This window comes from Arthrobacter sp. Soil_N43, assembly GCF_057655195.1.
Genome location: NZ_JBDGML010000035.1, coordinates 1 through 21,137, shown reverse-complemented (window position 1 = coordinate 21,137; position 21,137 = coordinate 1). Strand labels below are relative to the sequence as shown.

The 21,137-nt window shown below is 66.9% G+C and carries 19 protein-coding genes; 15 read left to right on the top strand and 4 right to left on the bottom strand.

Translation table 11 applies throughout. The features are described 5' to 3' along the window. Window positions 1-5: 5 nt before the first annotated feature. Entirely contained in the window at window positions 6-1,460 is a 1,455-nt protein-coding gene (gene sepH, locus AC3A3W_RS02395; protein WP_487440291.1) for a septation protein SepH, read from the bottom strand. Window positions 1,461-1,740: 280 nt separating this feature from the next. Here sepH and AC3A3W_RS02390 point away from each other — a divergent pair, with 280 nt between their 5' ends. After that, window positions 1,741-2,040, top strand: coding sequence for a DUF4193 domain-containing protein (locus AC3A3W_RS02390; RefSeq protein ID WP_205653185.1), 300 nt, complete (start codon window positions 1,741-1,743; stop codon window positions 2,038-2,040). Here the strand turns inward: AC3A3W_RS02390 and AC3A3W_RS02385 are convergent. Further along, window positions 2,037-2,543 (bottom strand): DUF3093 domain-containing protein, encoded by a 507-nt coding sequence (locus tag AC3A3W_RS02385; RefSeq protein ID WP_487440290.1) that lies wholly within the window; start codon window positions 2,541-2,543, stop codon window positions 2,037-2,039. The genes AC3A3W_RS02390 and AC3A3W_RS02385 overlap by 4 nt on opposite strands. Window positions 2,544-2,687: 144 nt before the next feature. Between AC3A3W_RS02385 and dut the strand changes: the two genes are divergently transcribed. The 4 genes from dut (at window position 2,688) to AC3A3W_RS02365 (ending at window position 5,158) form a co-directional block, all read left to right on the top strand. Continuing rightward, window positions 2,688-3,215 (top strand): dUTP diphosphatase, encoded by a 528-nt coding sequence (gene dut, locus AC3A3W_RS02380; RefSeq protein WP_487440301.1) that lies wholly within the window; start codon window positions 2,688-2,690, stop codon window positions 3,213-3,215. A 119-nt stretch (window positions 3,216-3,334) separates the two neighbouring features. Beyond that, complete coding sequence (locus tag AC3A3W_RS02375; protein ID WP_487440289.1) at window positions 3,335-4,054, top strand: DUF3710 domain-containing protein; 720 nt, start codon at window positions 3,335-3,337, stop codon at window positions 4,052-4,054. Beyond that, a complete protein-coding gene (locus tag AC3A3W_RS02370; RefSeq protein ID WP_487440288.1) occupies window positions 4,047-4,397 on the top strand; it encodes a single stranded DNA-binding domain-containing protein in 351 nt (116 codons plus the stop codon). Before AC3A3W_RS02375 ends, AC3A3W_RS02370 begins: the two co-directional genes overlap by 8 nt. Continuing rightward, window positions 4,394-5,158 (top strand): DUF3159 domain-containing protein, encoded by a 765-nt coding sequence (locus AC3A3W_RS02365; protein WP_487440287.1) that lies wholly within the window; start codon window positions 4,394-4,396, stop codon window positions 5,156-5,158. Before AC3A3W_RS02370 ends, AC3A3W_RS02365 begins: the two co-directional genes overlap by 4 nt. On the opposite strand, the gene AC3A3W_RS02360 is transcribed toward AC3A3W_RS02365, so the two are convergent. Continuing rightward, window positions 5,119-5,862 carry a potassium channel family protein gene (locus AC3A3W_RS02360; RefSeq protein WP_487440286.1) on the bottom strand — a complete coding sequence of 248 codons (744 nt, stop codon included), beginning with the start codon at window positions 5,860-5,862 and terminating at the stop codon, window positions 5,119-5,121. The two genes, AC3A3W_RS02365 and AC3A3W_RS02360, sit on opposite strands and share 40 nt — an antisense overlap. Next, a complete protein-coding gene (locus AC3A3W_RS02355; RefSeq protein ID WP_487440285.1) occupies window positions 5,863-6,534 on the bottom strand; it encodes a potassium channel family protein in 672 nt (223 codons plus the stop codon). It lies immediately after the preceding gene. 92 nt (window positions 6,535-6,626) lie between these two features. Between AC3A3W_RS02355 and AC3A3W_RS02350 the strand changes: the two genes are divergently transcribed. The 10 genes from AC3A3W_RS02350 to AC3A3W_RS02305 all read left to right on the top strand — a co-directional run. Further along, a complete protein-coding gene (locus AC3A3W_RS02350; protein WP_487440284.1) occupies window positions 6,627-8,603 on the top strand; it encodes an APC family permease in 1,977 nt (658 codons plus the stop codon). Continuing rightward, on the top strand, window positions 8,600-9,967 hold the full coding sequence (locus tag AC3A3W_RS02345; protein ID WP_487440283.1) for a class I SAM-dependent RNA methyltransferase: 1,368 nt from the start codon (window positions 8,600-8,602) through the stop codon (window positions 9,965-9,967). Before AC3A3W_RS02350 ends, AC3A3W_RS02345 begins: the two co-directional genes overlap by 4 nt. A 155-nt stretch (window positions 9,968-10,122) precedes the next feature. Then, window positions 10,123-12,933, top strand: a complete 2,811-nt coding sequence (acnA, locus tag AC3A3W_RS02340) for an aconitate hydratase AcnA (protein WP_487440282.1) — start codon at window positions 10,123-10,125, stop codon at window positions 12,931-12,933. A 187-nt stretch (window positions 12,934-13,120) separates the two neighbouring features. Beyond that, window positions 13,121-15,094, top strand: coding sequence for a 1-deoxy-D-xylulose-5-phosphate synthase (gene dxs / locus AC3A3W_RS02335; RefSeq protein ID WP_487440281.1), 1,974 nt, complete (start codon window positions 13,121-13,123; stop codon window positions 15,092-15,094). Window positions 15,095-15,196: 102 nt separating this feature from the next. Further along, entirely contained in the window at window positions 15,197-15,757 is a 561-nt protein-coding gene (locus AC3A3W_RS02330; RefSeq protein WP_487440280.1) for a hypothetical protein, read from the top strand. A 34-nt stretch (window positions 15,758-15,791) separates the two neighbouring features. After that, entirely contained in the window at window positions 15,792-16,769 is a 978-nt protein-coding gene (locus tag AC3A3W_RS02325) for an aldo/keto reductase (RefSeq protein WP_487440279.1), read from the top strand. Continuing rightward, on the top strand, window positions 16,769-17,830 hold the full coding sequence (locus AC3A3W_RS02320; RefSeq protein WP_487440278.1) for a nucleoside hydrolase: 1,062 nt from the start codon (window positions 16,769-16,771) through the stop codon (window positions 17,828-17,830). The genes AC3A3W_RS02325 and AC3A3W_RS02320 overlap by 1 nt, the downstream gene beginning before the upstream one ends. Before the next feature lie 140 nt (window positions 17,831-17,970). Then, window positions 17,971-18,792, top strand: coding sequence for an ECF transporter S component (locus AC3A3W_RS02315; RefSeq protein ID WP_487440277.1), 822 nt, complete (start codon window positions 17,971-17,973; stop codon window positions 18,790-18,792). A gap of 4 nt (window positions 18,793-18,796) precedes the next feature. Beyond that, on the top strand, window positions 18,797-19,555 hold the full coding sequence (locus AC3A3W_RS02310; protein ID WP_487440276.1) for an energy-coupling factor transporter transmembrane component T family protein: 759 nt from the start codon (window positions 18,797-18,799) through the stop codon (window positions 19,553-19,555). A gap of 11 nt (window positions 19,556-19,566) precedes the next feature. After that, window positions 19,567-21,137: ABC transporter ATP-binding protein (locus AC3A3W_RS02305; protein ID WP_487440275.1), on the top strand; the 1,571-nt coding region annotated here is incomplete at its 3' end.

Below are 21,137 nucleotides of genomic sequence, written 5' to 3'. Positions count from 1 at the left end.
GCGCTCTAGTCGCCCCGGGTGCCGAAGACTATCTCGTCCCAGCTCGGAACGCTGGACCGCTTGGGCCTCGACGGCTGGCGCTCAGGTTCGTCACGGTCCGGTTCCTGGCGGTCGGTTGTTCCCTGGTCCGCAGCCCTGCCGGCAAGCCTGCGGCGTGGAGTTCCCCGGCCGAGCAGTTCGTCCAGACCTGGGTTGCCGGCGGCAGGGCTGTCGGAACCCTGTGCGGGCCGGTCTGCCGGTTTGTTGGGGGCAGCCGGAACTGCCGGGGCTGCCGGCGTGTCGTGGCCCGCGCTGCCGACTGGCCGCAGCGGGGACGGGACGATGGTGATCTCCCGCGTGTCCGTGCTGACGCCGTCGTGGAGTGTAAGCGAATCGTCTTCAGGCTCCGGATGCCGGGGCGCGAGGCTGAGGCGGGACATCATGGAGGGCCGGCCGTCGCGCCTGCGCGTTCCTGGCACTGTCTCGGCCACCGGGGGCTCCTGTGCCTCCGCCTCGCCGGGCGCGTCAGATTCGTCCGGTTCGCCTTGTTCGGCTGGTTCGCCCGGTTCGCCCGAGTTTCGCTCCGAAGCGGCGGAAATCTCCGCCGGCCGGGGGTGCGCCGCCGGGACCCCGTGCGTCAGCAGGAGCGCCAGGGCGTCGTCGCTGTCCTCGTCAAGGCCCAGCCGCTGACCCCTGCGGGAACGCAGCATGTCGAGCAGGCCGTCCGCGTCCTTCTGCTGGTCGGCGCCGTGCTGGTTGGCGCCCTGCTGGTTGGCGCCCTTCCGGGCTGTGGCCTCGGCGTCGGTTTCAAAATCGAACGGCCGGTCCGATACGGCCGAAAGCCTGCGCGCGGGCACCGGACCGTCCAGGGGCTCCAGCTCGCTGAGCTGCTGGGCCCAGCGGTTGGCGTTCTGCAAGGATTTGCGGGACGGATTGAACGTCCACATGGCAGGGGGCTCTTCACCGATGCTGGCGTGCCCGCCCGGCGGGGTATCGAACCTTGCCACCACCGTCCAGGTACCATCCGGGCGCCGCCAGGAATCCCATTCAAGGGTGGAGGATGCGATGCCGTGGGCGGCCAGGCGGTGGCCCACCATATCGCCCAGCGTGGCAGGGTTGTCGCCGAAAGCGGACCGGTAGATGTCATGGCCGGGGGCAGGGGACGCGACCTCCACCCTGCGGGCCTGCTGTGCCACGTATTCGCGCTCGGCCAGGACCGGACCCTCGTAGCGTTCAACTTTCTCCAGCGGCAGCCCGGAGGCTTCGGCGACCTCTGCGGCCGTCGCGCCGCTGCGGATCCTTGCCTGGATGTCGCGCGGAGACAGTGCAGCAACCGGCCCGGCCGGTTTCCGCACAGAAGGCCGGCTTGCCGCCAGCCGTAACGCTTCGTTGATCGGCAGCTGGAACATCTCGCCGCCGGTGCCGCTCAACAGGAGATGCTCCCCGTCGTCGTGGACGCCTACAAGCCGTAGATCCTGCATACAATCCTCCACCCTGGCATTACTATCAATCGAAACTCTGCCACCCAAGCCTGTCTTTTCCCGTTAGGACGAAGGGCGCGCCGCGAAATTCCGGGACTTTCGGGCCGTGCGGAGAGACGTCTCGCCGGCGGGGGCCGGTGCCGGAAGCTCGCTGTGCCGGGCTATGGCTTTTCCCTGCGGCATAGGGAAAAATGGCCCCGGACCGGGCACAAACTGACGGCGCTCAGCGTTGTGCACGGTGATTTATCCAAGCGAGTCGACGGAGGGTGGGCAGCAGACCATGGCGACAGACTATGACGCACCGAGGAAGTCGGAAGAAGACCTCAACGAAGATTCGATTGAGGAGCTGAAGACCCGCCGTGCCGATAAACCGACGGCTGTGGTTGAAGAGGACGAAGCCGATCTCGCTGAGGGGTATGAGCTGCCCGGTGCTGACCTGTCCGGCGAGGAACTGCTGGTCCGGGTCATGCCTGCCCAGGCTGACGAGTTCACCTGTTCCTCATGCTTCCTGGTCCGGCACCGCTCCCAGATCGCCCGCGAAAAGGACGGCCGCCTCTACTGCCGGGACTGCGAAGGCTAGGACTGGCCCGTGGCGTTCCTCGCCGTGAGCGCGGCCACCAACTCCTCCGGGCGGCGCGTGGACGTCAACCAATATGGTGTGGGATCCGAGGGGTCGTTGATCTCGATACGGACCACGGGATCGATCCAACCGCGGATGCAGAGGTAGGCGATGCCGTTGAGGCGGGTGCCGCGCTCGGCGGTGGCTTCCGTGCCGCGGAACGCCTCAACGTGGCCAACGAGCCCACGATCGATGCTGGCCCGGCCCACCTGGAGAGTCCGGCCCGTGACCGATATTGCCGGCGTGGACAGGATCAGCAAGACCGCTTCGATGGCGAAGAGGACGGCGGCGGCCGTGAAGCCGGCCGCAGTGCTGATGGGTGCAAAGACCAGGATGCCAGCGCCGGCCAGTCCCGCGGCAACTAGCCAGATCCACACACCGGGCCACAGCTTTTCGGCAAAAACAACGGTGTCATCCTGCGGAGGCTGGTGGCGGGCAGGCATGGGGGCGCTTGATTCGGGCATGCTCCCAGCTTTCCATCTTTGCCGGGGCTTTTCATCCCGGCCTCTCCGGGCTTCACCGCTGAATCGCGGCCAGTAGGTCCGGGGAAGCTGCGGACGATAGAGTGAGGAACTGTGACTGACGAAAAAACAGCCATTACGCCAACGCTGCAGCACGCGGCACCCGACGCTGCGACGCCCGCTTCGGCGGAAGCGCTGCCCGCAGCAGAGTACGGAGCGCCAACTGTGCAGGTTCAACTTAAAATGCTCGACGACGGCCTGGAAGCGCCGTCGTATGCCCACCCCGGCGACGCCGGCGCCGACCTGCGCGCCCGTGAGGACGTGGTCCTTGAACCGGGCGAGCGGCGGCTCGTGCCCACCGGCGTCTCCATCGCCCTTCCTGACGGGTTCGTGGCACTGATCCACCCCAGGTCCGGCCTCGCGACCAAGCACGGCCTCACGGTGGTCAACGCCCCCGGCACTGTTGACGCGGGCTACCGCGGCGAGATCGCCGTGACGCTGCTGAATACGGACCGTGAGCAGGCGATTGAGCTCCGCCGCGGCGATAGAATTGCACAGATGGTCATCCAGCGCGTGGAGTATGCCCAGTTTGTCTCTGTGGGGGAACTGAGTGACTCCGTCCGCGGCGCCGGAGGCTTCGGCTCGACGGGCGGCTTCGCGGTTCCGCGACCCTAGGTTTCCGACACCCTGGGTTCCGCGACCCGGCTTCCCGGGGCGGCCGAAGGCGGCCAGCGCCAGACAGGATGCGGCCCCGCGGGCCGGTGCGACAAGATCACAACTGAAGGAGACAACCCATGGTTTTTGGGCGGGGCAAGAAAGCCAAAAAGGAAGCGGCCTCAGAGCCGGAGGAAGTCAGGGAGGACAGCGCCGCCGAGTCGGCCAGCGCCGCCACTGCAGTGTCCGGCCGAAGCGTCACCGGCCCCTTTGATGTCTCCGAAATCAGCAGCCGGGACGGCTATGTGGACCTGGGCGCCCTGCTCATTGCCCCCCGCGAAGGTCTTCAGCTTCGGCTGGAAGTGGAGGAGGCAACGCAACGGGTCGTGGCGGTCACCATGGATCTGGACGCGTCCAGCCTGCAGCTCCAGGCTTTTGCTGCACCGCGGTCCGAGGGACTTTGGGACGAAATCCGTGAACAGATCGGGCAGTCGGTCGGCGGCCAGGGCGGCCAGGTCGAAGAAATCCAGGGCGAGTTCGGCACCGAGCTCGTGGCCAAGCTGCCCTCCAGCGCCAGCGACGGCAGCCAGGGATACCGGGTAGCCCGCTTCATTGGCGTCGACGGTCCACGGTGGTTCCTCCGCGGCGTGTTTGGAGGCGACGCGGCGCTGAACCGGGAGGCCGCCGCCGGCCTCGAGGAGCTCTTCCGCAAGATCGTGGTCATCCGCGGCGACAACCCCATGCCGCCCAGGGATCTCCTGCAGCTGCGCCTGCCCAAGGACGTGCCAGGACCGGTGCCCCCGGCCGCTCCGGAATTCGAACAGCCCGAGCGCGGTCCGGAGATAACCCAGATTGGTTGATGCCGGCCGCCGCACGCAGGACGGGTCGGTACCCATCAGCGGGCTGCCGGAACGGGGACGCGTTCTGTGCCATGGCTTCATCGAATCGGTGACGTACGTGCCTGCCACGCAGGTGGCGGCATTCACGGCCACGGTTGTGGATCACGACCGCCCGGCACGGGCAACCCCGGCCCCGGCGGCACAGCACGGCCGGCTGCGGGTCATCTGGCTGGGGCGCCGCCGCGTACCGGGCATCGACCCCGGGACCGAAGTCCGGCTTGACGGCATGCTGGCCGTGCGCGACGGCCTGCCGACCATGTTCAATCCCCGCTACGAAATATTGTCCCGCCAGGAGAACCCATGACATTGCCCGAAAAACCCGAACCGGGAGCGGAAAGGTCCGAACCCGCCCCGGCCCCGGACGCGCCGGGGCTTGCGGGCCTGGCCGAGGGCTATGCCGCCAAAGCCGGGCTGCACCGCACGGATGACGGCCGCATCGACGTCCTCAAGAGCGCCGGCGGCTACCAGGGGATCGCGGAGAGCATCCTCCCCGGTCTGGTCTTCCTCATATCGTTTACCATCACCGCCGACCTGACGACGTCGCTCATTGCGGCGCTGGCAGCTGCCGCGGTGTTTACCGTCGTGCGCCTGATTCAGCGCCGCCCCTTGACACAGGCACTGGCCGGAGTGGTCGGCGTCGGCATTTCCGCCTGGCTCGCCAACACCACCGGCAAGGCGGAGGACTTCTATCTGCCCGGATTCCTGACCAACGCGGCCTATATCGTGGCGATGGTCATCTCCATCGCCGTCCGGTGGCCCGTCGCCGGGCTGCTGTTCGGCTTCATCCGCAACGAAGGCCTGGACTGGCGGCAGCACCCGGCAAGGGTACGCGCCTACCAGTTGGGCACCTGGATTATCGTGGGGGTGCTGGCCCTGCGCCTCGTGGTGCAGGTGCCCCTGTACCTCATGGGTCCTGACGGGCTGGCAGCACTGGCAACCACCCGGCTCATCATGAGCGCGCCACTGTACATCCTGGGCGTGTGGCTGGCATGGCTGGTCACGCGGCCGGCAGCCCCGCCGGGGACTCAGCCCTCGAAGCCGTCGGCCTCTAACGATTCGGTCTGAGCCTGGCTTTCCTCCGGTCCGGGGGCCGGCTCCTGGCCTTCACTTGATCCAGGCGACAGCAGCTCACGCAGCTGCGCCTCGGCGGCAATCGTGGTGACGAAGAACAGCTCATCGCCGCCGTCGATGACATCGTCCCGGCTGGGCGTAATCGGTGCCTGGTCGCGGAGGATCGCCACGAGTGTCGAGTCCTCCGGCCAGTCGATGCTTCCCACGGTGAGCCCGATGGCGTGCGAGTCGTGCGGCACCGTGAACTCCACGAGGGATGACACGCCGGTCTGCAGTGTGAGCAGCCGGACGAGGTCGCCGATTTCCACGGCCTCCTCGACGAGCGCCGTCATGAGCTGCGGGGTGTTGACGGCGACGTCCACGCCCCAGGAATCATTGAACATCCAGTCATTCTTCGGGTTGTTCACGCGGCCCACCGTGCGGCCGACCCCGAATTCCGTCTTGGCCAGGAGCGAAACGACGAGGTTCACTTTGTCATCACCCGTGGCAGAGACGACGACGTCGGCGTCTTCAAGTTTTGCGTCCTGCAGCGTGCTCAGTTCGCAGGCATCGCCAACCAGCCAGTGCGCCCCCCGCAGCCCGCTGCGGCCAATGACCTCCGGCTTGAGATCGATGAGCAGGATCTCGTGCTTATGGGCCAGCAGCTCGCGGGCTATCGAGGAGCCGACGCTTCCGGCCCCGACGATGACGACTTTCACTTAGGACTCCTTGGCGGGTACTTGGGCGAGAATGTGGGCCACTTCTGCGCTGCGGTCCAGGCGCATCATGGCGTGGACGGTGTCGCCGTCCTGGTACGAGGTGGCGGCGGTGGGAAGCATCCCTTCGCCGAACCGGGTCAGGTACGCGACGCGCACGTCGGCGGCCTTCTCGATCGAGGACACGGAGTGGCCGATCCAGGCGGGGTTGATGTCGAGTTCGCCGAGAACCAGCCGGCCCGACGGTTCCCGGAAATCGCCGGCCAGGTGCTGCTCGGGAAGGATGCGGCGGAGGACTTGGTCTGCGCTCCAGCGCACGGCGGCCACGGTGGGGATGCCCAGCCGCTGATAGATCTCGGCCCGGCCGGGATCGTAGATCCTGGCAACGACGTGCTGCACGTGGAAGGTTTCGCGTGCCACGCGGGTGGCCAGAATGTTGGAGTTGTCACCGCTGGAGACAGCGGCGAACGCGTACGCCTCGGCCACTCCGGCCTGCTTCAGCGTGTCCCGGTCGAAGCCCACGCCGGTGACCTTGCGGCCGGTGAAGCCGGAACGGAGCCGGCGGAAGGCCCGGTCGTCCTGGTCGATGATGGCCACCGAATGGCCTGCGTCCTCGAGTGTGTGAGCCAGGGTTGCCCCGACGCGTCCACAGCCCATGATCACGAAGTGCGCCACCCGTGTCTCCTCCAGTTGTCCTGCTGCTCCGTAAGACTCTACCGCCGGAATCCCGCCATGACATCGCGCGTGAATCAGACTAACTTTGTGTGGTGCTGACAATTCTGAATGCCGTAAAGCGGGTGCTGGTGGGGAGGCCCTTCCGGACCGACCGGATGCCCCACACGCTTCTGCCGAAGCGGATTGCGCTTCCTGTCTTCGCGTCGGATGCGCTCTCGTCCGTGGCCTACGCGCCCGACGAGATCCTCCTCACACTGGCCTTGGCGGGCGTGAGCGCAGTGGCATTCTCGCCTCTGGTGGGACTGGCTGTCATGGTGGTGCTGCTGACTGTCGTCGCCTCCTACCGGCAGAACGTCCATGCCTATCCGTCGGGCGGCGGCGACTACGAAATCGCCAACGTGAACCTGGGGAAGCACGCCGGGCTGACGGTGGCATCCGCCCTGCTCGTTGACTACGTGCTGACCGTCGCCGTTTCCATGTCCTCGGCCGCGACCTACCTGACCACGGCAATTCCGTCCCTCCACGGCCAGCAGGCGGCGTTCGCCACCGTCGGCGTGGTGATTCTGGCCCTCGTGAACCTGCGCGGGATCAAGGAAGCGGGAGGCGTCTTTGCCGTGCCCACCTACATCTTCATGGCGTCGATCCTGGGCATGACCGCCGTAGGGGTATTCCAGGCCGTGACCGGGCAGCTGGGCCAGGCGCCGTCGGCAGCGTTCACGATCGTCCCGGCGCCCGGTTTCGACGAGGGCCTCGTGGGCCTCGCCGGCGCGTTCCTGCTGCTGCGCGCTTTTTCCTCCGGCGCCGCCGCCCTGACCGGTGTGGAAGCCATCAGCAACGGCGTGCCGAACTTCCAGAAGCCCAAGAGCAAGAACGCTGCCACCACCCTGCTGCTCCTGGGCATCATTGCCTCGGCCATGCTGGCAGGGATCATCTATCTGGCCAATGCCACCAAGGTGCACATTGTGCTGGATCCGGCCACGGAGTTCCTCCTGAATGGGAACCCGCTTCCTGAGGGCTATATCCAGAGCCCGGCCATCAGCCAGATCGCGCAGACTGTGTTCGGACCGGGGTCCATCCCCTTCTATATCGTGGTTGCGGCCACCGGCGTGATCCTCGTCTTCGCCTCCAACACTGCCTTCAACGGTTTTCCCGTGCTGGGGTCCATCCTTGCCCAGGACGGTTACCTGCCCCGGCAGCTCCGCACCCGCGGCGACCGCCTGGCCTTCAGCAACGGTGTGCTCGCGTTGGCCGCCGGGGCGCTCGTGCTCATCATTTCCTTCAACGCCGACGTCACCAAGCTCATCCAGCTGTACATCGTGGGTGTGTTCATCTCGTTCACAGCAAGCCAGCTGGGCATGATCCGCCACTGGGGCCGGGAGCTCAAACTGGCACGGGACAAGGCGGTGCGGCTCCGGATCATCAAATCCCGGACCATCAACATGATCGGCTTCGGCATGACCGCGCTGGTGCTGGTGATCGTGCTCATCACCAAGTTTGAGCAGGGGGCCTGGATCGCGCTGCTGGCGATGTTTGTCCTGTTCCTCATCATGTGGAGCATCCGGGCCCACTACGACAACGTGGCCAGGGAACTCGCCGTGGACGAGGACTCCTCACCGCGGGCCCTGCCCACCAGGGTCCACGCGGTGCTGCTCGTTTCCCACGTCCGCAAGCCGGTCCTGCGTGCCCTGGCATATGCGCGGGCCTCCCGGCCCTCCCGGCTGGATGCCATCACCGTGGACATCAATGAGGAAGAGACGGCCCACACGCTGGCGGACTGGGAAAAGCTGGACATCCCCGTGCCGCTGACGGTCCTCGCCAGCCCCTACCGCGAGACAGTCACTCCCATCATGGAGTACGTCAAGAACATGCGCAGGGACTCGCCCCGCGACCTGATCGTCATCTACATACCCGAATATGTGGTCGGCAAATGGTGGGAACAGCTCGTGCACAACCAGACGGCGCTGCGCATCAAAACCCGGCTCCACTTCGAACCCGGCGTCATGGTGGCCAGTGTTCCGTGGCAGCTCAAATCATCCGAAGAAGCAAAGAAACTGCAGGACATCCAATGAACCCCGAACCACTGACTTCCTCCGCCGGCGCAGAACTGGTGGTGGAGATAGGCCCCGTTGCCCATGGCGGCCACTGCGTGGCGCGGCACGAGGGCCGGGTGGTATTCGTCCGCCACGGCATCCCCGGGGAGAAGGCGCGTGTCCGCCTGACGGACGCGGGGGAGTCCGCCAAATTCTGGCGCGCCGACGTCGTTGAGGTTCTGGACCCCTCGCCGGACCGTGTCCCGCACTTTTGGCGCGTCGCCGATTCGCCGGCTTCGTGGGGGCACGGGCGGCCGCCGGTCGGCGGCGCCGAACTGGGACACATCTCCCTGGCCCGGCAACGGCGCCTCAAGTCAGAGGTGCTGGCCGAACAGCTGAGGCGGCTGGCCGGCGTCGACCTTTCACCTGAGGTGGAGGCGGTGGGCGGCGCCACCGCGGACGGCGGCGAACCGCACGACGGCGGCGCTGGCCTCGCGTGGCGGACCCGGGCCGGTTTTGCGGTCACCGCCGGCGGCAAGCTCGGCATGCACGCCCACCGTTCGGACGAGGTCATTCCGGTCCGCGAAATGCCGCTGGCGGTCGAGGGCGTCAACGCGCTCCGGCTGTGGGACATCGATCTGCAGGGCATCGAACGGGTGGAGGTGGCGGCACCGGCGAACGGATCGCGGCCGCTCGTGCTCCTCGTGCCTGCGCCCGGCACCCGCGCCAAACGGCTCAGCTCCATACTGGCCCAGCTCCCCGCGGACATTTCGGTGGCCAGTTACGATCCGCTCAAGGATGAGACGCTGCAGCTCCGGGGACGGACCTGGGTGCAGGAGTCCGCCGCGGGCCACGATTACCGGATCACGGGTGCCGGATTCTGGCAAATCCACCGGGATGCCCCGGAAACGCTGGTGGGTGCCGTTACCGGTTTCCTGCACGACGGCGGGTTCCTGGAGCCTGGTGCGGCCGTGGCGGATCTCTATGCCGGTGCAGGACTGTTTACCGCCCCGCTCGCCGACGCCGTTGGCGAAACGGGCTCGGTGCTGTCCGTGGAAGGCGCCCCCGGAACGAGCAGGGACGCGCGGAAGAATCTCCACAACGCGCCGCAGGTGGAAATCGTGCAGGGCCGCGTGGAGCGGGTGCTGCGCCAGCGGCCCCGGAGCTTCGATGCGCTGGTGCTGGATCCGCCGCGCGCCGGCGCCGGCAAGGCCGTTGTGAACCAGCTCATGGCCGCCAGCCCGCGGGCCATTGCGTACGTTTCCTGCGACCCGGCATCGTTTGCCCGGGACATCGGGTACTTCCAGCAGGGCGGCTGGTCCCTGGCGCAGCTCCGGGCGTTCGACCTGTACCCGCATACGCACCATCTGGAGACGGTTGCCCTGCTGACTCCCCGCGGCTGATGCCACTAGGATGGGCGGAGTAGTCCCACGTCGCGCGCCGTATGTCTCGGCTGACCCCATGCTCTTTTGTAGGACCAGGTACTAATTAGGCTGACCTAACTAGCAAGCGGTCTACCGCGCGACAAAGATGAAACTGTTGCGAGAGGAGTCCTGCGATGAGCACTGTGGACAGCTTCGGTTCAAAAGGCAAACTTAATGTAGCCGGAACCGAATACGAAATTTTCCGGTTGAACTCCGTTGAAGGTTCAGAAAACCTTCCGTTCAGCCTCAAGGTATTGCTTGAAAACCTGTTGAGGACCGAGGACGGCGCGAACATCACTGCGGATCACGTTCGCGCCCTCGCTGGGTGGGATCCGAATGCCCAGCCCGACACTGAAATCCAGTTCACGCCTGCCCGCGTGATCATGCAGGACTTCACCGGCGTTCCCTGCGTCGTGGACCTTGCCACCATGCGCGAGGCGGTGAAGGAGCTCGGCGGCGATCCGAAGAGGGTGAACCCGCTGGCACCTGCGGAAATGGTCATTGACCACTCCGTGCAGATTGATGCTTTCGGTAACTCCGGCGCGCTGGAGCGCAATATGGAGATCGAATACCAGCGCAATGGTGAGCGGTACCAGTTCCTGCGCTGGGGACAGACGGCATTCGATGACTTCAAGGTCGTGCCGCCGGGAACCGGCATCGTGCACCAGGTCAACATCGAATACCTGGCACGCACCGTCATGACCCGCGAAGTGGACGGCGCCCTCCGCGCCTACCCCGACACCTGCGTCGGCACCGACTCGCACACCACCATGGTGAACGGCCTCGGTGTGCTCGGCTGGGGCGTCGGCGGCATCGAAGCCGAGGCGGCCATGCTGGGCCAGCCGGTTTCCATGCTGATCCCGCGCGTCGTCGGCTTCAAGCTGACCGGCTCCATCCCTGCGGGCGCCACCGCCACCGATGTCGTCCTGACGATCACCGAACAGCTGCGCAAGCACGGCGTCGTGGGCAAGTTCGTGGAGTTCTACGGCGAAGGCGTGGCCGAAGTGCCGCTCGCCAACCGCGCGACCATCGGCAACATGAGCCCGGAGTTCGGCTCCACGGCTGCAATGTTCCCGATCGACGACGTCACAATCGAGTACCTGCGCCTCACCGGCCGCTCGGAAGAGAACGTTGCCCTCGTCGAGGCGTACGCCAAGGAGCAGGGCCTCTGGCACGACCCGTCGAAGGAGATCAAGTTCTCCGAGTACCTCGAACTTGACCTGTCCACCGTTGTTCCGTCCATCTCCGGCCCGAAGCGTCCCCAGGACCGCATCGAGCTGACGGACGCCAAGGAGCAGTTCCGCAAGGACATCCACAACTACGTCACGCTCGAAGACGGCAGCGTGGACGAGTCCCTCGACGAGTCCTTCCCCGCGTCGGACTCGCCGTCGTTTACCCACGCCGACTCCCACACGACCGATTCGGCACGCGTTGTTTCCGCAGCCAACGGTTCTGAGGGCCGCCCGTCCAGCCCCGTCCACATCACGATGGAAGACGGACGCGAGTTCGAGCTGGACCACGGCGCAGTGTCGATCGCGTCGATCACCTCGTGCACCAACACCTCCAACCCGTCGGTGATGCTGGCCGCCGCGCTGCTGGCCCGGAACGCCGTCGACAAGGGCCTGACCTCCAAGCCGTGGGTCAAGACCTCCGTCGCTCCCGGCTCCAAGGTAGTCACTGACTACTACGAGAAGTCCGGGCTGACGCCGTACCTGGAGAAGCTTGGCTTCTACATCGTGGGCTACGGCTGCGCAACCTGCATCGGCAACTCCGGACCGCTGGACGCTGAGATCTCCGAGGCCATCCAGGCCAACGACCTTTCCGTCACGGCTGTCCTGTCCGGCAACCGCAACTTCGAAGGCCGGATCAACCCGGACGTGAAGATGAACTACCTGGCCTCCCCGCCGCTGGTCATCGCCTACGCCCTCGCCGGATCCATGGACTTCGACTTCGACACCGACGCCCTGGGCCAGGACGCGAACGGCAACGACGTCTTCCTGAAGGACATCTGGCCGAACCCGGTCGAGGTCCAGCAGGTCATCGATTCCTCGATCGACAAGGAAATGTTCGCCCGCGGCTACGAGGGTGTCTTCGAAGGCGACGACCGCTGGAAGGCCCTTGACACCCCGGCAGGCGACACCTTCGCGTGGGACGAGAAGTCCACGTACGTGCGGAAGCCCCCGTACTTCGAGGGCATGAAGGCACAGCCGGAACCGGTCCAGGACATCACCGGTGCGCGTGTGCTGCTCAAGCTGGGCGATTCGGTCACCACCGACCACATCTCCCCGGCCGGCTCCTTCAAGTCGGACACCCCGGCAGGCCAGTACCTGCTGGCCAACGGTGTGGAGCGCAAGGACTTCAACTCCTACGGCTCACGCCGCGGTAACCACGAAGTCATGATTCGCGGCACCTTCGCCAACATCCGTATCAAGAACCAGCTGCTCGACGGCGTGGAAGGCGGCTTCACCCGCGACTTCACGCAGGCTGACGGCCCGCAGGCCTATGTCTACGACGCCGCGCAGAACTACCAGGCCGCCGGCACCCCGCTGGTCGTCCTGGCGGGCAAGGAGTACGGCTCCGGTTCATCGCGTGACTGGGCAGCCAAGGGCACCGCGCTGCTGGGCGTCAAGGCCGTCATCGCCGAGAGCTACGAGCGCATCCACCGCTCCAACCTGATCGGCATGGGCGTCCTTCCTCTGCAGTTCCCGGCCGGCGAGTCCGCTGCCACGCTGGGGCTGACCGGTACGGAATCCTTCGCTGTTGAGGGTGTCACCGCACTCAACGAAGGCACCACGCCGAAGACGCTCAAGGTCACGGCCACCGCCGAAGACGGTACCGCCAAGTCGTTCGATGCGGTCCTCCGCATCGATACGCCGGGTGAAGCCGACTACTACCGCAACGGCGGCATCCTGCAGTACGTGCTGCGCCAGATCTCCGCAAACTAGCGGAGCCTGCCCCAGGGCAGATCAGGCGTGAAGCCCCGGCCGGTCACTGACCGGCCGGGGCTTTTGCCTTCATCCCACGCGGCAGGCAGGCCCGTGCGTGCGCCTGGCGCGGCGGCTTGCCCGGCGCAGACGACCGGCCGGAGGCGTTAGAGTTAAAAGGCATGTCTACCAGCCGAAGGAGGGCCCGTTGGGAATCTTGGAGACCATCCGGAATCCGCAGGACCTGAGTAAGTTGTTCGAGGCGCAGCTGGATCAGCTGGCCGCCGAGGTCAGGGAATTCCTGATCGGCAACGTCTCCCAGACGGGCGGGCACCTTGGCCCCAACCTCGGCGTCGTCGAACTGACCATGGCGGTGCACCGGATCTTTGATTCGCCCCGCGACAGCATCGTCTTCGACACCGGCCACCAGTCGTACGTGCACAAACTCCTTACCGGGCGCCAGGATTTCAGCACCCTCCGCCAGCAGGGCGGGCTGTCCGGATACCCTGACCGCGCTGAATCCGAGCACGATATCGTCGAAAGCTCGCACGCTTCGTCCTCGCTGTCCTGGGCCGACGGGATTTCCCGTGCCCGCCAGCTGACCGGCGACGGCGACCGGTACGTCATCGCCGTCGTCGGGGACGGCGCCCTCACCGGCGGCATGGCATGGGAAGCCATCAACAACATTGCCGCCGACAAGAGGCGCCGCGTCGTCATCGTGGTCAACGACAACGGCCGGTCCTATGCCCCCACTGTCGGCGGATTTGCCGATTACCTTGCGTCCCTGCGTCCTACGATCGATTCGCTGCGGGCTGCGCCCGCTTACGAAGTCGCCCTCGACTGGTGGAAGAAGAAGCTCCAGAGCGGCGGCCCGGTCGGCCAGTTCACCTACAAGAGCCTGCACGCCATGAAAAAAGGCATCAAGGACTGGTGGGCTCCGCAGGGCATGTTCGAAGACCTCGGCATGAAGTACATCGGCCCCGTGGACGGCCATAATCTGCAGGCCCTGGAACATGCCCTGTCCACGGCCAAGAACTATGCCGGCCCGGTGATTGTGCACGCCATGACGGAGAAGGGCCACGGCTACGCGCCCGCACGTGCACACGAAGCCGACCAGTTCCACGCGGTGGGGATCATCGACCCCGAAACCGGGGAGCCCGCCGAGGCCGGAGGTGCGAAGTCCTGGACCTCCGTCTTCGCGGACGAAATCGCCGATATCGCCGATGAGCGCAAGGACATCGTGGGGATCACCGGCGCGATGCTCATCCCCGTGGGGCTGCACAAATTCGCCGCCCGCCACCCGGAGCGGGTGTTCGACGTCGGCATTGCCGAACAGCACGCCCTCACCTCCGCAGCCGGCATGGCCTTCGGCGGACTGCACCCCGTCGTCGCCGTCTACGCGACCTTCCTCAACCGCGCCTTCGACCAGCTGCTGATGGACGTTGCGCTGCACAAGGCGGGCGTCACCATTGTCCTGGACCGCGCCGGTGTCACGGGTCCCGACGGCGCCAGCCACCACGGGATGTGGGACATGGCGATGGTCCAGATCGTTCCCGGGCTCCATCTGGCAGCCCCCCGGGACGCCACGAGACTGCGGGAGGAACTGCGCGAAGCAGTCGCCGTTGAGGACGCGCCCACCGTGATCCGCTACTCCAAGGGAACGGTCGGGGCCGAGGTCGAAGCCATCGAGCGGCTGGGCGACGGCGTGGACGTCCTCGCCCGCCGGCCGGCCGGCTCCACCGAGAACGACGTCCTGATCGTGAGCGTGGGTGCCATGTCCGAACTCGCCCTGAACGTCTCGAACCGGCTGGGCGCGCAGGGCATCAGCTCCACTGTGGTGGACCCGCGCTGGGTGTTGCCGGTCCGGAAATCGATCATCGCCCTGGCCGCCCGGCACCGCCTGGTGATCTGCATCGAGGACGGCGTCCGCGCCGGCGGCGTGGGGTCCCGGATCCGCCAGGAGATGCGCGCGGCCGGTGTGGACACGGCGCTGAACGAAGTGGGCCTGCCGGTGGAGTTCCTGGACCACGGCTCCCGCAGCCAGGTGCTGGAACGCGTCGGCCTCACCGCTCAGCAGATCACCCATGACGTGGTCGCACAGGTCCTGGGCACGAAGGTGCCCTTCGCCCGGCCCCTGCCGGGGCAGGAGCACCCCACCACCGGAAGCCTGCCCAAGCTGTAGTACGGCGCCAAGCCGTAAGGCGTCCCGTAAGAATTACCAGGCCGTAAAGGCACAACTCCCACCGTTCGGCGGCACAGGCCGCGGGCGATCCAAAGGACGGGCATGAGCGGAATCATCAGGGTTTACAAGCGCGACGACGAAGGGGTCCTCCAGTTCAGGGAGGCCTGGTTCGACGAGGACTACAGCCAGTTCGTCATGAACCACGGGACCGTAGGGCACCAGAGCAAGACGGATGAAACCGACGTCGCTGACGCCGAGGCGGCGGAGCGGCTGATGGATGCGTTCGCCGCGCAGTGCGCCGAGGACGGCTATGCCGAGATTCCCGATGAAGAGCAGTACTGGGTGGTGGCCCAGTACGCCCTGAAGACCCGGGAAGGTACCAGCCGGGACCGGTATCTCGAGGAAAAAGCCAAGGATGCCTTGATCAGCCACCTTGCCTGGCGCGGCCTGGGCACGGTTGAGCGCTCGGAATTCAGCGACTCCAAGCTCAATATCTTCTGCCTGTGCCCGGATGTGAACAAAGCCGTGAATGCCATCAAGGTGTGCATCCGCGGCGAAGACCTGGACTTTACCAAGCTGAGCATCGGCGCCGCCCCGTTCACTGACCCAACGGCACTGAAACTCAAGCACTCTCCGAAACAGGCTGCCGGCTTCAGCTTGTAACGGCCGCCCCGAACGGCCGTTATAGGGTGTTTTCATGACTGAATACCGCCGCCTGGGAAAATCCGGACTCACCGTCTCCGTCGTAGGGCTCGGCTGCAACAACCTGGGCCGGGCGAATACGGCGACGGAGTCACAGGAGGGGACTGACGCCGTCGTTCATGCCGCCCTCGATGCGGGGGTGACACTGTTCGACGTCGCTGACTCGTACGGCCGGGAACCGGGCCTGAGCGAGACCATGCTCGGCAGGGCGCTCGGCAGCAGGCGGGACGAAGCTGTGGTGGCGACCAAATTCGGCCTGGATATGCGCGGGGCCAACGGCAGGGACTACGGCGCCCGCGGCTCCCGGAGCTACATCATCCGTGCTGCCGAGGCTTCCCTCCGGCGGCTGGGCACGGACTGGATTGACCTGTACCAGTTCCACAGCCCGGACCCGCTCACGCCGATCGAAGAGACCCTCGACGCGCTCGATGAGCTTGTGACGAGCGGCAAGGTCCGCTACATCGGCCATTCCAACCGCGCCGGCTGGCAGATCGCCGAGGCCGAATTCGTCGCCCGGGCACGGGGCGGTTCCCGGTTCATCTCGGCGCAGAACCACTACAACCTGCTGGACCGGCGCGCGGAGCTGGAGGTTGTCCCGGCCGCCGAGGCCTACGGGATCGGCGTGTTGCCGTACTTCCCGCTCGCGAACGGGCTCCTCACCGGGAAGTATGCGCCGGACCAGGCCCCCGAAGGTTCGCGACTCAGCCATACCCGGACGCATCTGGTGCACGACGCCGACTGGCAGCAGCTGAAACAGTTCAGCGCCTTTGCGGCGGAGCGCGGCCTCACGGAAGTGCAGGTCGCATTCTCCTGGCTGGCGGCGCAGCCGGCGGTCGGCAGCGTCATTGCCGGAGCCACCCGGCCCGAGCAGGTCCGGCAGAATGCGGAAGCCGTTGCCTGGGTCCCGGACAGGGCCGAACTGGAAGAGCTGGACGCCATTTTCCCGCGGACGCCCAAGGTGGCACTGTTCTGATGGACGGTGTCCCGACGCACTCCGTCCCGGCGCACTCCGTCCTGATGGACGTCGACACCGGGATCGACGACGCTCTGGCGCTGGTTTACCTGCTGTCCCGCCCGGAGGTCCGGATCGAGGCGATCACCTGCACGGCGGGCAACGTGGGAGCCAGGCAGGTGGCGCTGAACAACCTGGCACTGCTGCAGCTTTGCGGCAGGCCCGGCGTGGAAGTGGCTGTCGGTTCCGAAGTGCCCCTTGAGATTCCGCTGGTTACTACCGAGGAAACGCACGGTCCGCAGGGAATCGGCTATGCGGAACTGCCGTTTCCGGCGCAGCAGATTTCCCAGCGTCATGCGGTGGACGTGTGGGTGGACACCGTCCGGGCGCGTCCGGGGGAGATCACGGGCCTCATCACCGGCCCGCTGACCAACTTCGCGCTGGCCCTGCGCCGCGAGCCGGCTCTGCCCTCGCTGCTGAAGGGCCTCGTGATCATGGGCGGGTGCTTTAACTACCAGGGGAACACCACGCCCACGGCGGAATGGAACGTTTCCGTTGACCCGCACGCGGCACAGGAGGTCTTCGCCGCCTACAGCGGACACCCCGCGGACAGCCTGCCCCTGGTGTGCGCGCTGGAGACCACCGAGCGGATTGAGCTGCGGCCCGAACACCTGCAACGTCTGGGGGAGGCTGCCGGGGCTCGGGAACCGGAGCTCGTGCTGCCGGAGCAGCCGGAAGGCCAGCGCAGCGCCTCGGACAATCCGCTCGTGGCCTGCCTCTCGGACGCCGTCCGCTTTTACCTGGAGTTCCACCGGCTGTACGGCCAGGGCTATGTCGCCCACATGCACGATGCGTTCGCGGCCGCCGCCGCCATCGGCCGCACCCCGGTGGAGACGCGGCCGGCCACCGTACATGTGGAAACCGTGTCGCCCCGGCTCATCGGCACCACGGTGGCTGACTTCCGCGGCATCTGGAACGAACCGCCCAACGCCCGGATCGTCACCACCAACGATCCCGGGCAGTGCTTCGACGAGCTCATCTCCTCAGTGGGGGCACTGGCCCGCACACTGGTGCGGTCCTAACGCCCCGCCGCCCGTAGCACGCCGTGCCCGCGGATCGGTAGGATGGTAGCCGCGTCGAGGTGACATAGGCGCCGGATTTCGCGCACGCGGAAGATCACGCCACGGGGCGGGGCCCGCCGTCATCAGCCTAAGGATTTGCCATGTCACAGCCTTCCCTCACCCTCCCCACCCCAGGACAGCAGGAGGGACGAAACCGCCGGCTGCTTGAACTGCTCGGCGCCGCCGCCATCGCGGCCACATTCCTCTTCCTCGTCCTCACCCAGCCTGCCGACATCGCCGGCGGACTTGGAAGCGTCTCTGCGCTCGTTGCCCTGGGCGGGTTCCTGCTCGGCGCGGCCCTGCTGATTGTGGGCGTGCTGCCCACGCTGCCCACGTCGACCGTGGTTCTGATGCCTGTGGCGCTGGTCCTGAACATCGTCCTCGGACAGCTCATGGGAACCAGCGGGTTGCCCTTCTACTTCGACGCCATCGGCACCGTGCTGATCGCTGTCCTCGCCGGCCCCGCCGCCGGGGCCGCCACCGGTGCCCTGAGCAGCATCGTCTGGTCCTTCATCAACCCCACGGTCCTTCCCTTCGCCGCTGGCGCCGCGCTGATCGGTTTCCTCGCAGGCACCGCTGCACGCTACGGACTCTTCCGCCGCTTTTACCTCGCCCCGGTTGCCGGCTTTGCCACCGGGATCCTGGCCGGTGTGGTGTCGGCTCCCATCGCCGCCTTCGTTTTTGGCGGCACCTCAGGGGCCGGAACAGGGGCCATCGTCAGTGCCTTCCGCGCGATGGGCGATACGCTGCTCGCCGCCATCACCAAGCAGGCGCTGATCTCGGACCCGATGGACAAGGCCATCGTGTTCGCCATTGCGGCCATGCTCGTTTACGCCCTTCCCCGCCGCACCACCTTCCAGTTCCCGTTCGTGCGCCGCTTCAACGTCCTGGCAGGCAAGAAACCGGTACAGAAGGACTCCTGAAAAGGTGGTGCCGCGGCTGAATCCACTCACCCTGCTGTCCGCGGCCGCCGCAGTCCTGGTCATGACGACGGCGGCCTCCAGCTGGGCGGTGTCCCTCACCGTTGCGACCGGCACGGTGACGCTGGCGGCGGCCCTCGGCCGCGCGCGCCGCGTCCTGCTTGCCGGCGGCGCCATCCTGGCGCCGTTCTGGCTCTCACTGCTGGTGATGCATGGCCTCTTTTACCCCGAGGGCGGCACCGTGCTTGCGGAGTGGGGTCCGGCCAGGGTTACCGCCGAGGGCCTTGGCTTTGCCTTCGACATGGGGCTGCGCACCTCCGCCTTCGTCCTCGTGCTGATGCTGTTCTCGTTCAGCGTCAGCGTGCCGGACCTGGTGGCGTCGCTGGGCGCACTCCGTCTGCCGCCACAGTTCGGCTACGTCCTGGCCTCGACCCTGATGCTGGCTCCCATCATTGCCGCACGCCTCCACACGGTGCGCCAGGCCCAGGAAGCGCGGGGGCTTGTGGTGGAGACGGGGCTCGGAAGCCGCCTGAAGGCCGTCCGGCTGCAAATGGTGCCGCTGGTGCTGGGCCTGGTCCACGATGCCGGAACCCGCGCGCAGGCGCTTGACGCGAGGGGCTTCCGGCGCGCCGGCCCCCGGACCAGTTACCGGGAGGTCCACGATTCAGCTGCCCAGCGGTTGTTCCGATGGGCTGTCCTCCTGCTCGCCGGGGTAGCGGTGGTTCTCCGGATCGTGGCATCAGCGTCCGGCGGAGGCCCTGCATGAGCGGACGGGACATGAGCGGACAGAATACGAGTGGACAGGACACGCGCGGACAGGACACTGCCCGGACAACACTGTGCGCGGCCATCGAACGGTTTACATTCCATGGCGCTTCCGGGCCTGCGCTGCGGGGGGTTGAGATCGAGTTGACTCCGGGATCGCTGACGGCGGTGCTTGGGGGTTCCGGGAGCGGCAAGTCCACGCTGGGACGACTGCTCGCCGCCTGGCTGGTGGGAGGGCGCGATGGCGTGCTCACGGGGACTTTGCGGCTGGCGTCCGGAGGGCGCGAGGATGCGGGCCGCCCCTTGGTGTTTGCCGGGACAGACGATGACCCCCGGATCGACTCCGCTGCTTGGGCAGACTACGTGGGGTACGTGCCGCAGGATGCCTTGGCCATGCTTTCCGCGGTGCGCGGCACAGTCGAGGAGGAGCTGGCCTTCGGGCTCGAGAACCGCGGCACGGCGCGGTCCGAGATGACCAGGATCGTGGCTGAGACCGCCCGCCGGACGGGCCTGACCGCGCTCCTGCAACGTGACCCGGCAACCCTCTCTGGGGGAGAGCTGCGGCGCCTCGCCGTCGGCTGTGCCATAGTTGCCGGTCCCGGTGTCCTAATTCTCGATGAACCGCTGGCGTCCCTGGACACTGCAGGAGAGCGGACCGTCATGGAGCTAGTCAGGGAGGTGCGGGCCCGCGGTACGGCCGTGGTGGTCCTCAGCCAGCGCGTCGATGGGCTGACGCGGCAAGCCACGCACTGGCTGGTCCTGGAAGAGGGTGCGGTCACGGCGGCCGGGTCTCCGGACCGGCTGCTGGCCGGCGGCTGGCTGGCCAGTTCCGGTGTTGTTGTTGGTGGGCCGCCCGGGCTGCCCGCAGCGGGGGATGGCCCCCGGCCGGTCGTGACAGCCGAGCCTGCTGCTGCGACCGGCCCGGACCCTGCCCCGGGCAAGCCGCCTGCCCTGGAGTTACCACCTGCCCTGGAACTGAAAGGCGTCTCGTTCGGGTTCGATGCCAGGGACTCCGGCTCCCCGCTCCTGCTGAACAACGTCAACCTGGACGTGCGTCCCGGCGAAATCGTGGCGGTGACCGGTCCGAACGGCTGCGGTAAATCGACCCTGCTGCGGCTGTTCAACGGGCTGCTGAGGCCGCTGCACGGAGATGTCCGGGTGGCCGGCAAGGGGATCGCGGGCGTTCCCACGGGCGTCGTCGCCGACCGGCTTGGCCTGCTGTTCCAGCATCCCCATGACCAGCTGTTCGAACGGACAGTTCAGCGGGAGGTGCTGTTCGGACTGGAGCGGCTGTTCGGCCCGCAGGCACCTGCGAAGGCCGCTGCGGCGCTGGCCGAGGTGGGGCTCGGCGCGTCGGGCGGCGTCCATCCGCACGAACTGTCCGGTTCAGGTCAGCGCCTGCTGGCGCTGGCCACTGTCCTGGCTCGCGAGCCTGCAGTACTTGCCCTGGATGAACCCAAGGTCGCGCTGGACGCCCATGGCCTGGCTCGGCTGATCGCCGCCATCACAGCAGCAGCCGGCCGCGGCGCCGCCGTCGTTCTGGTGACCCATGACCTGGCCTTCGCGCGGGCGCATGCCCATAG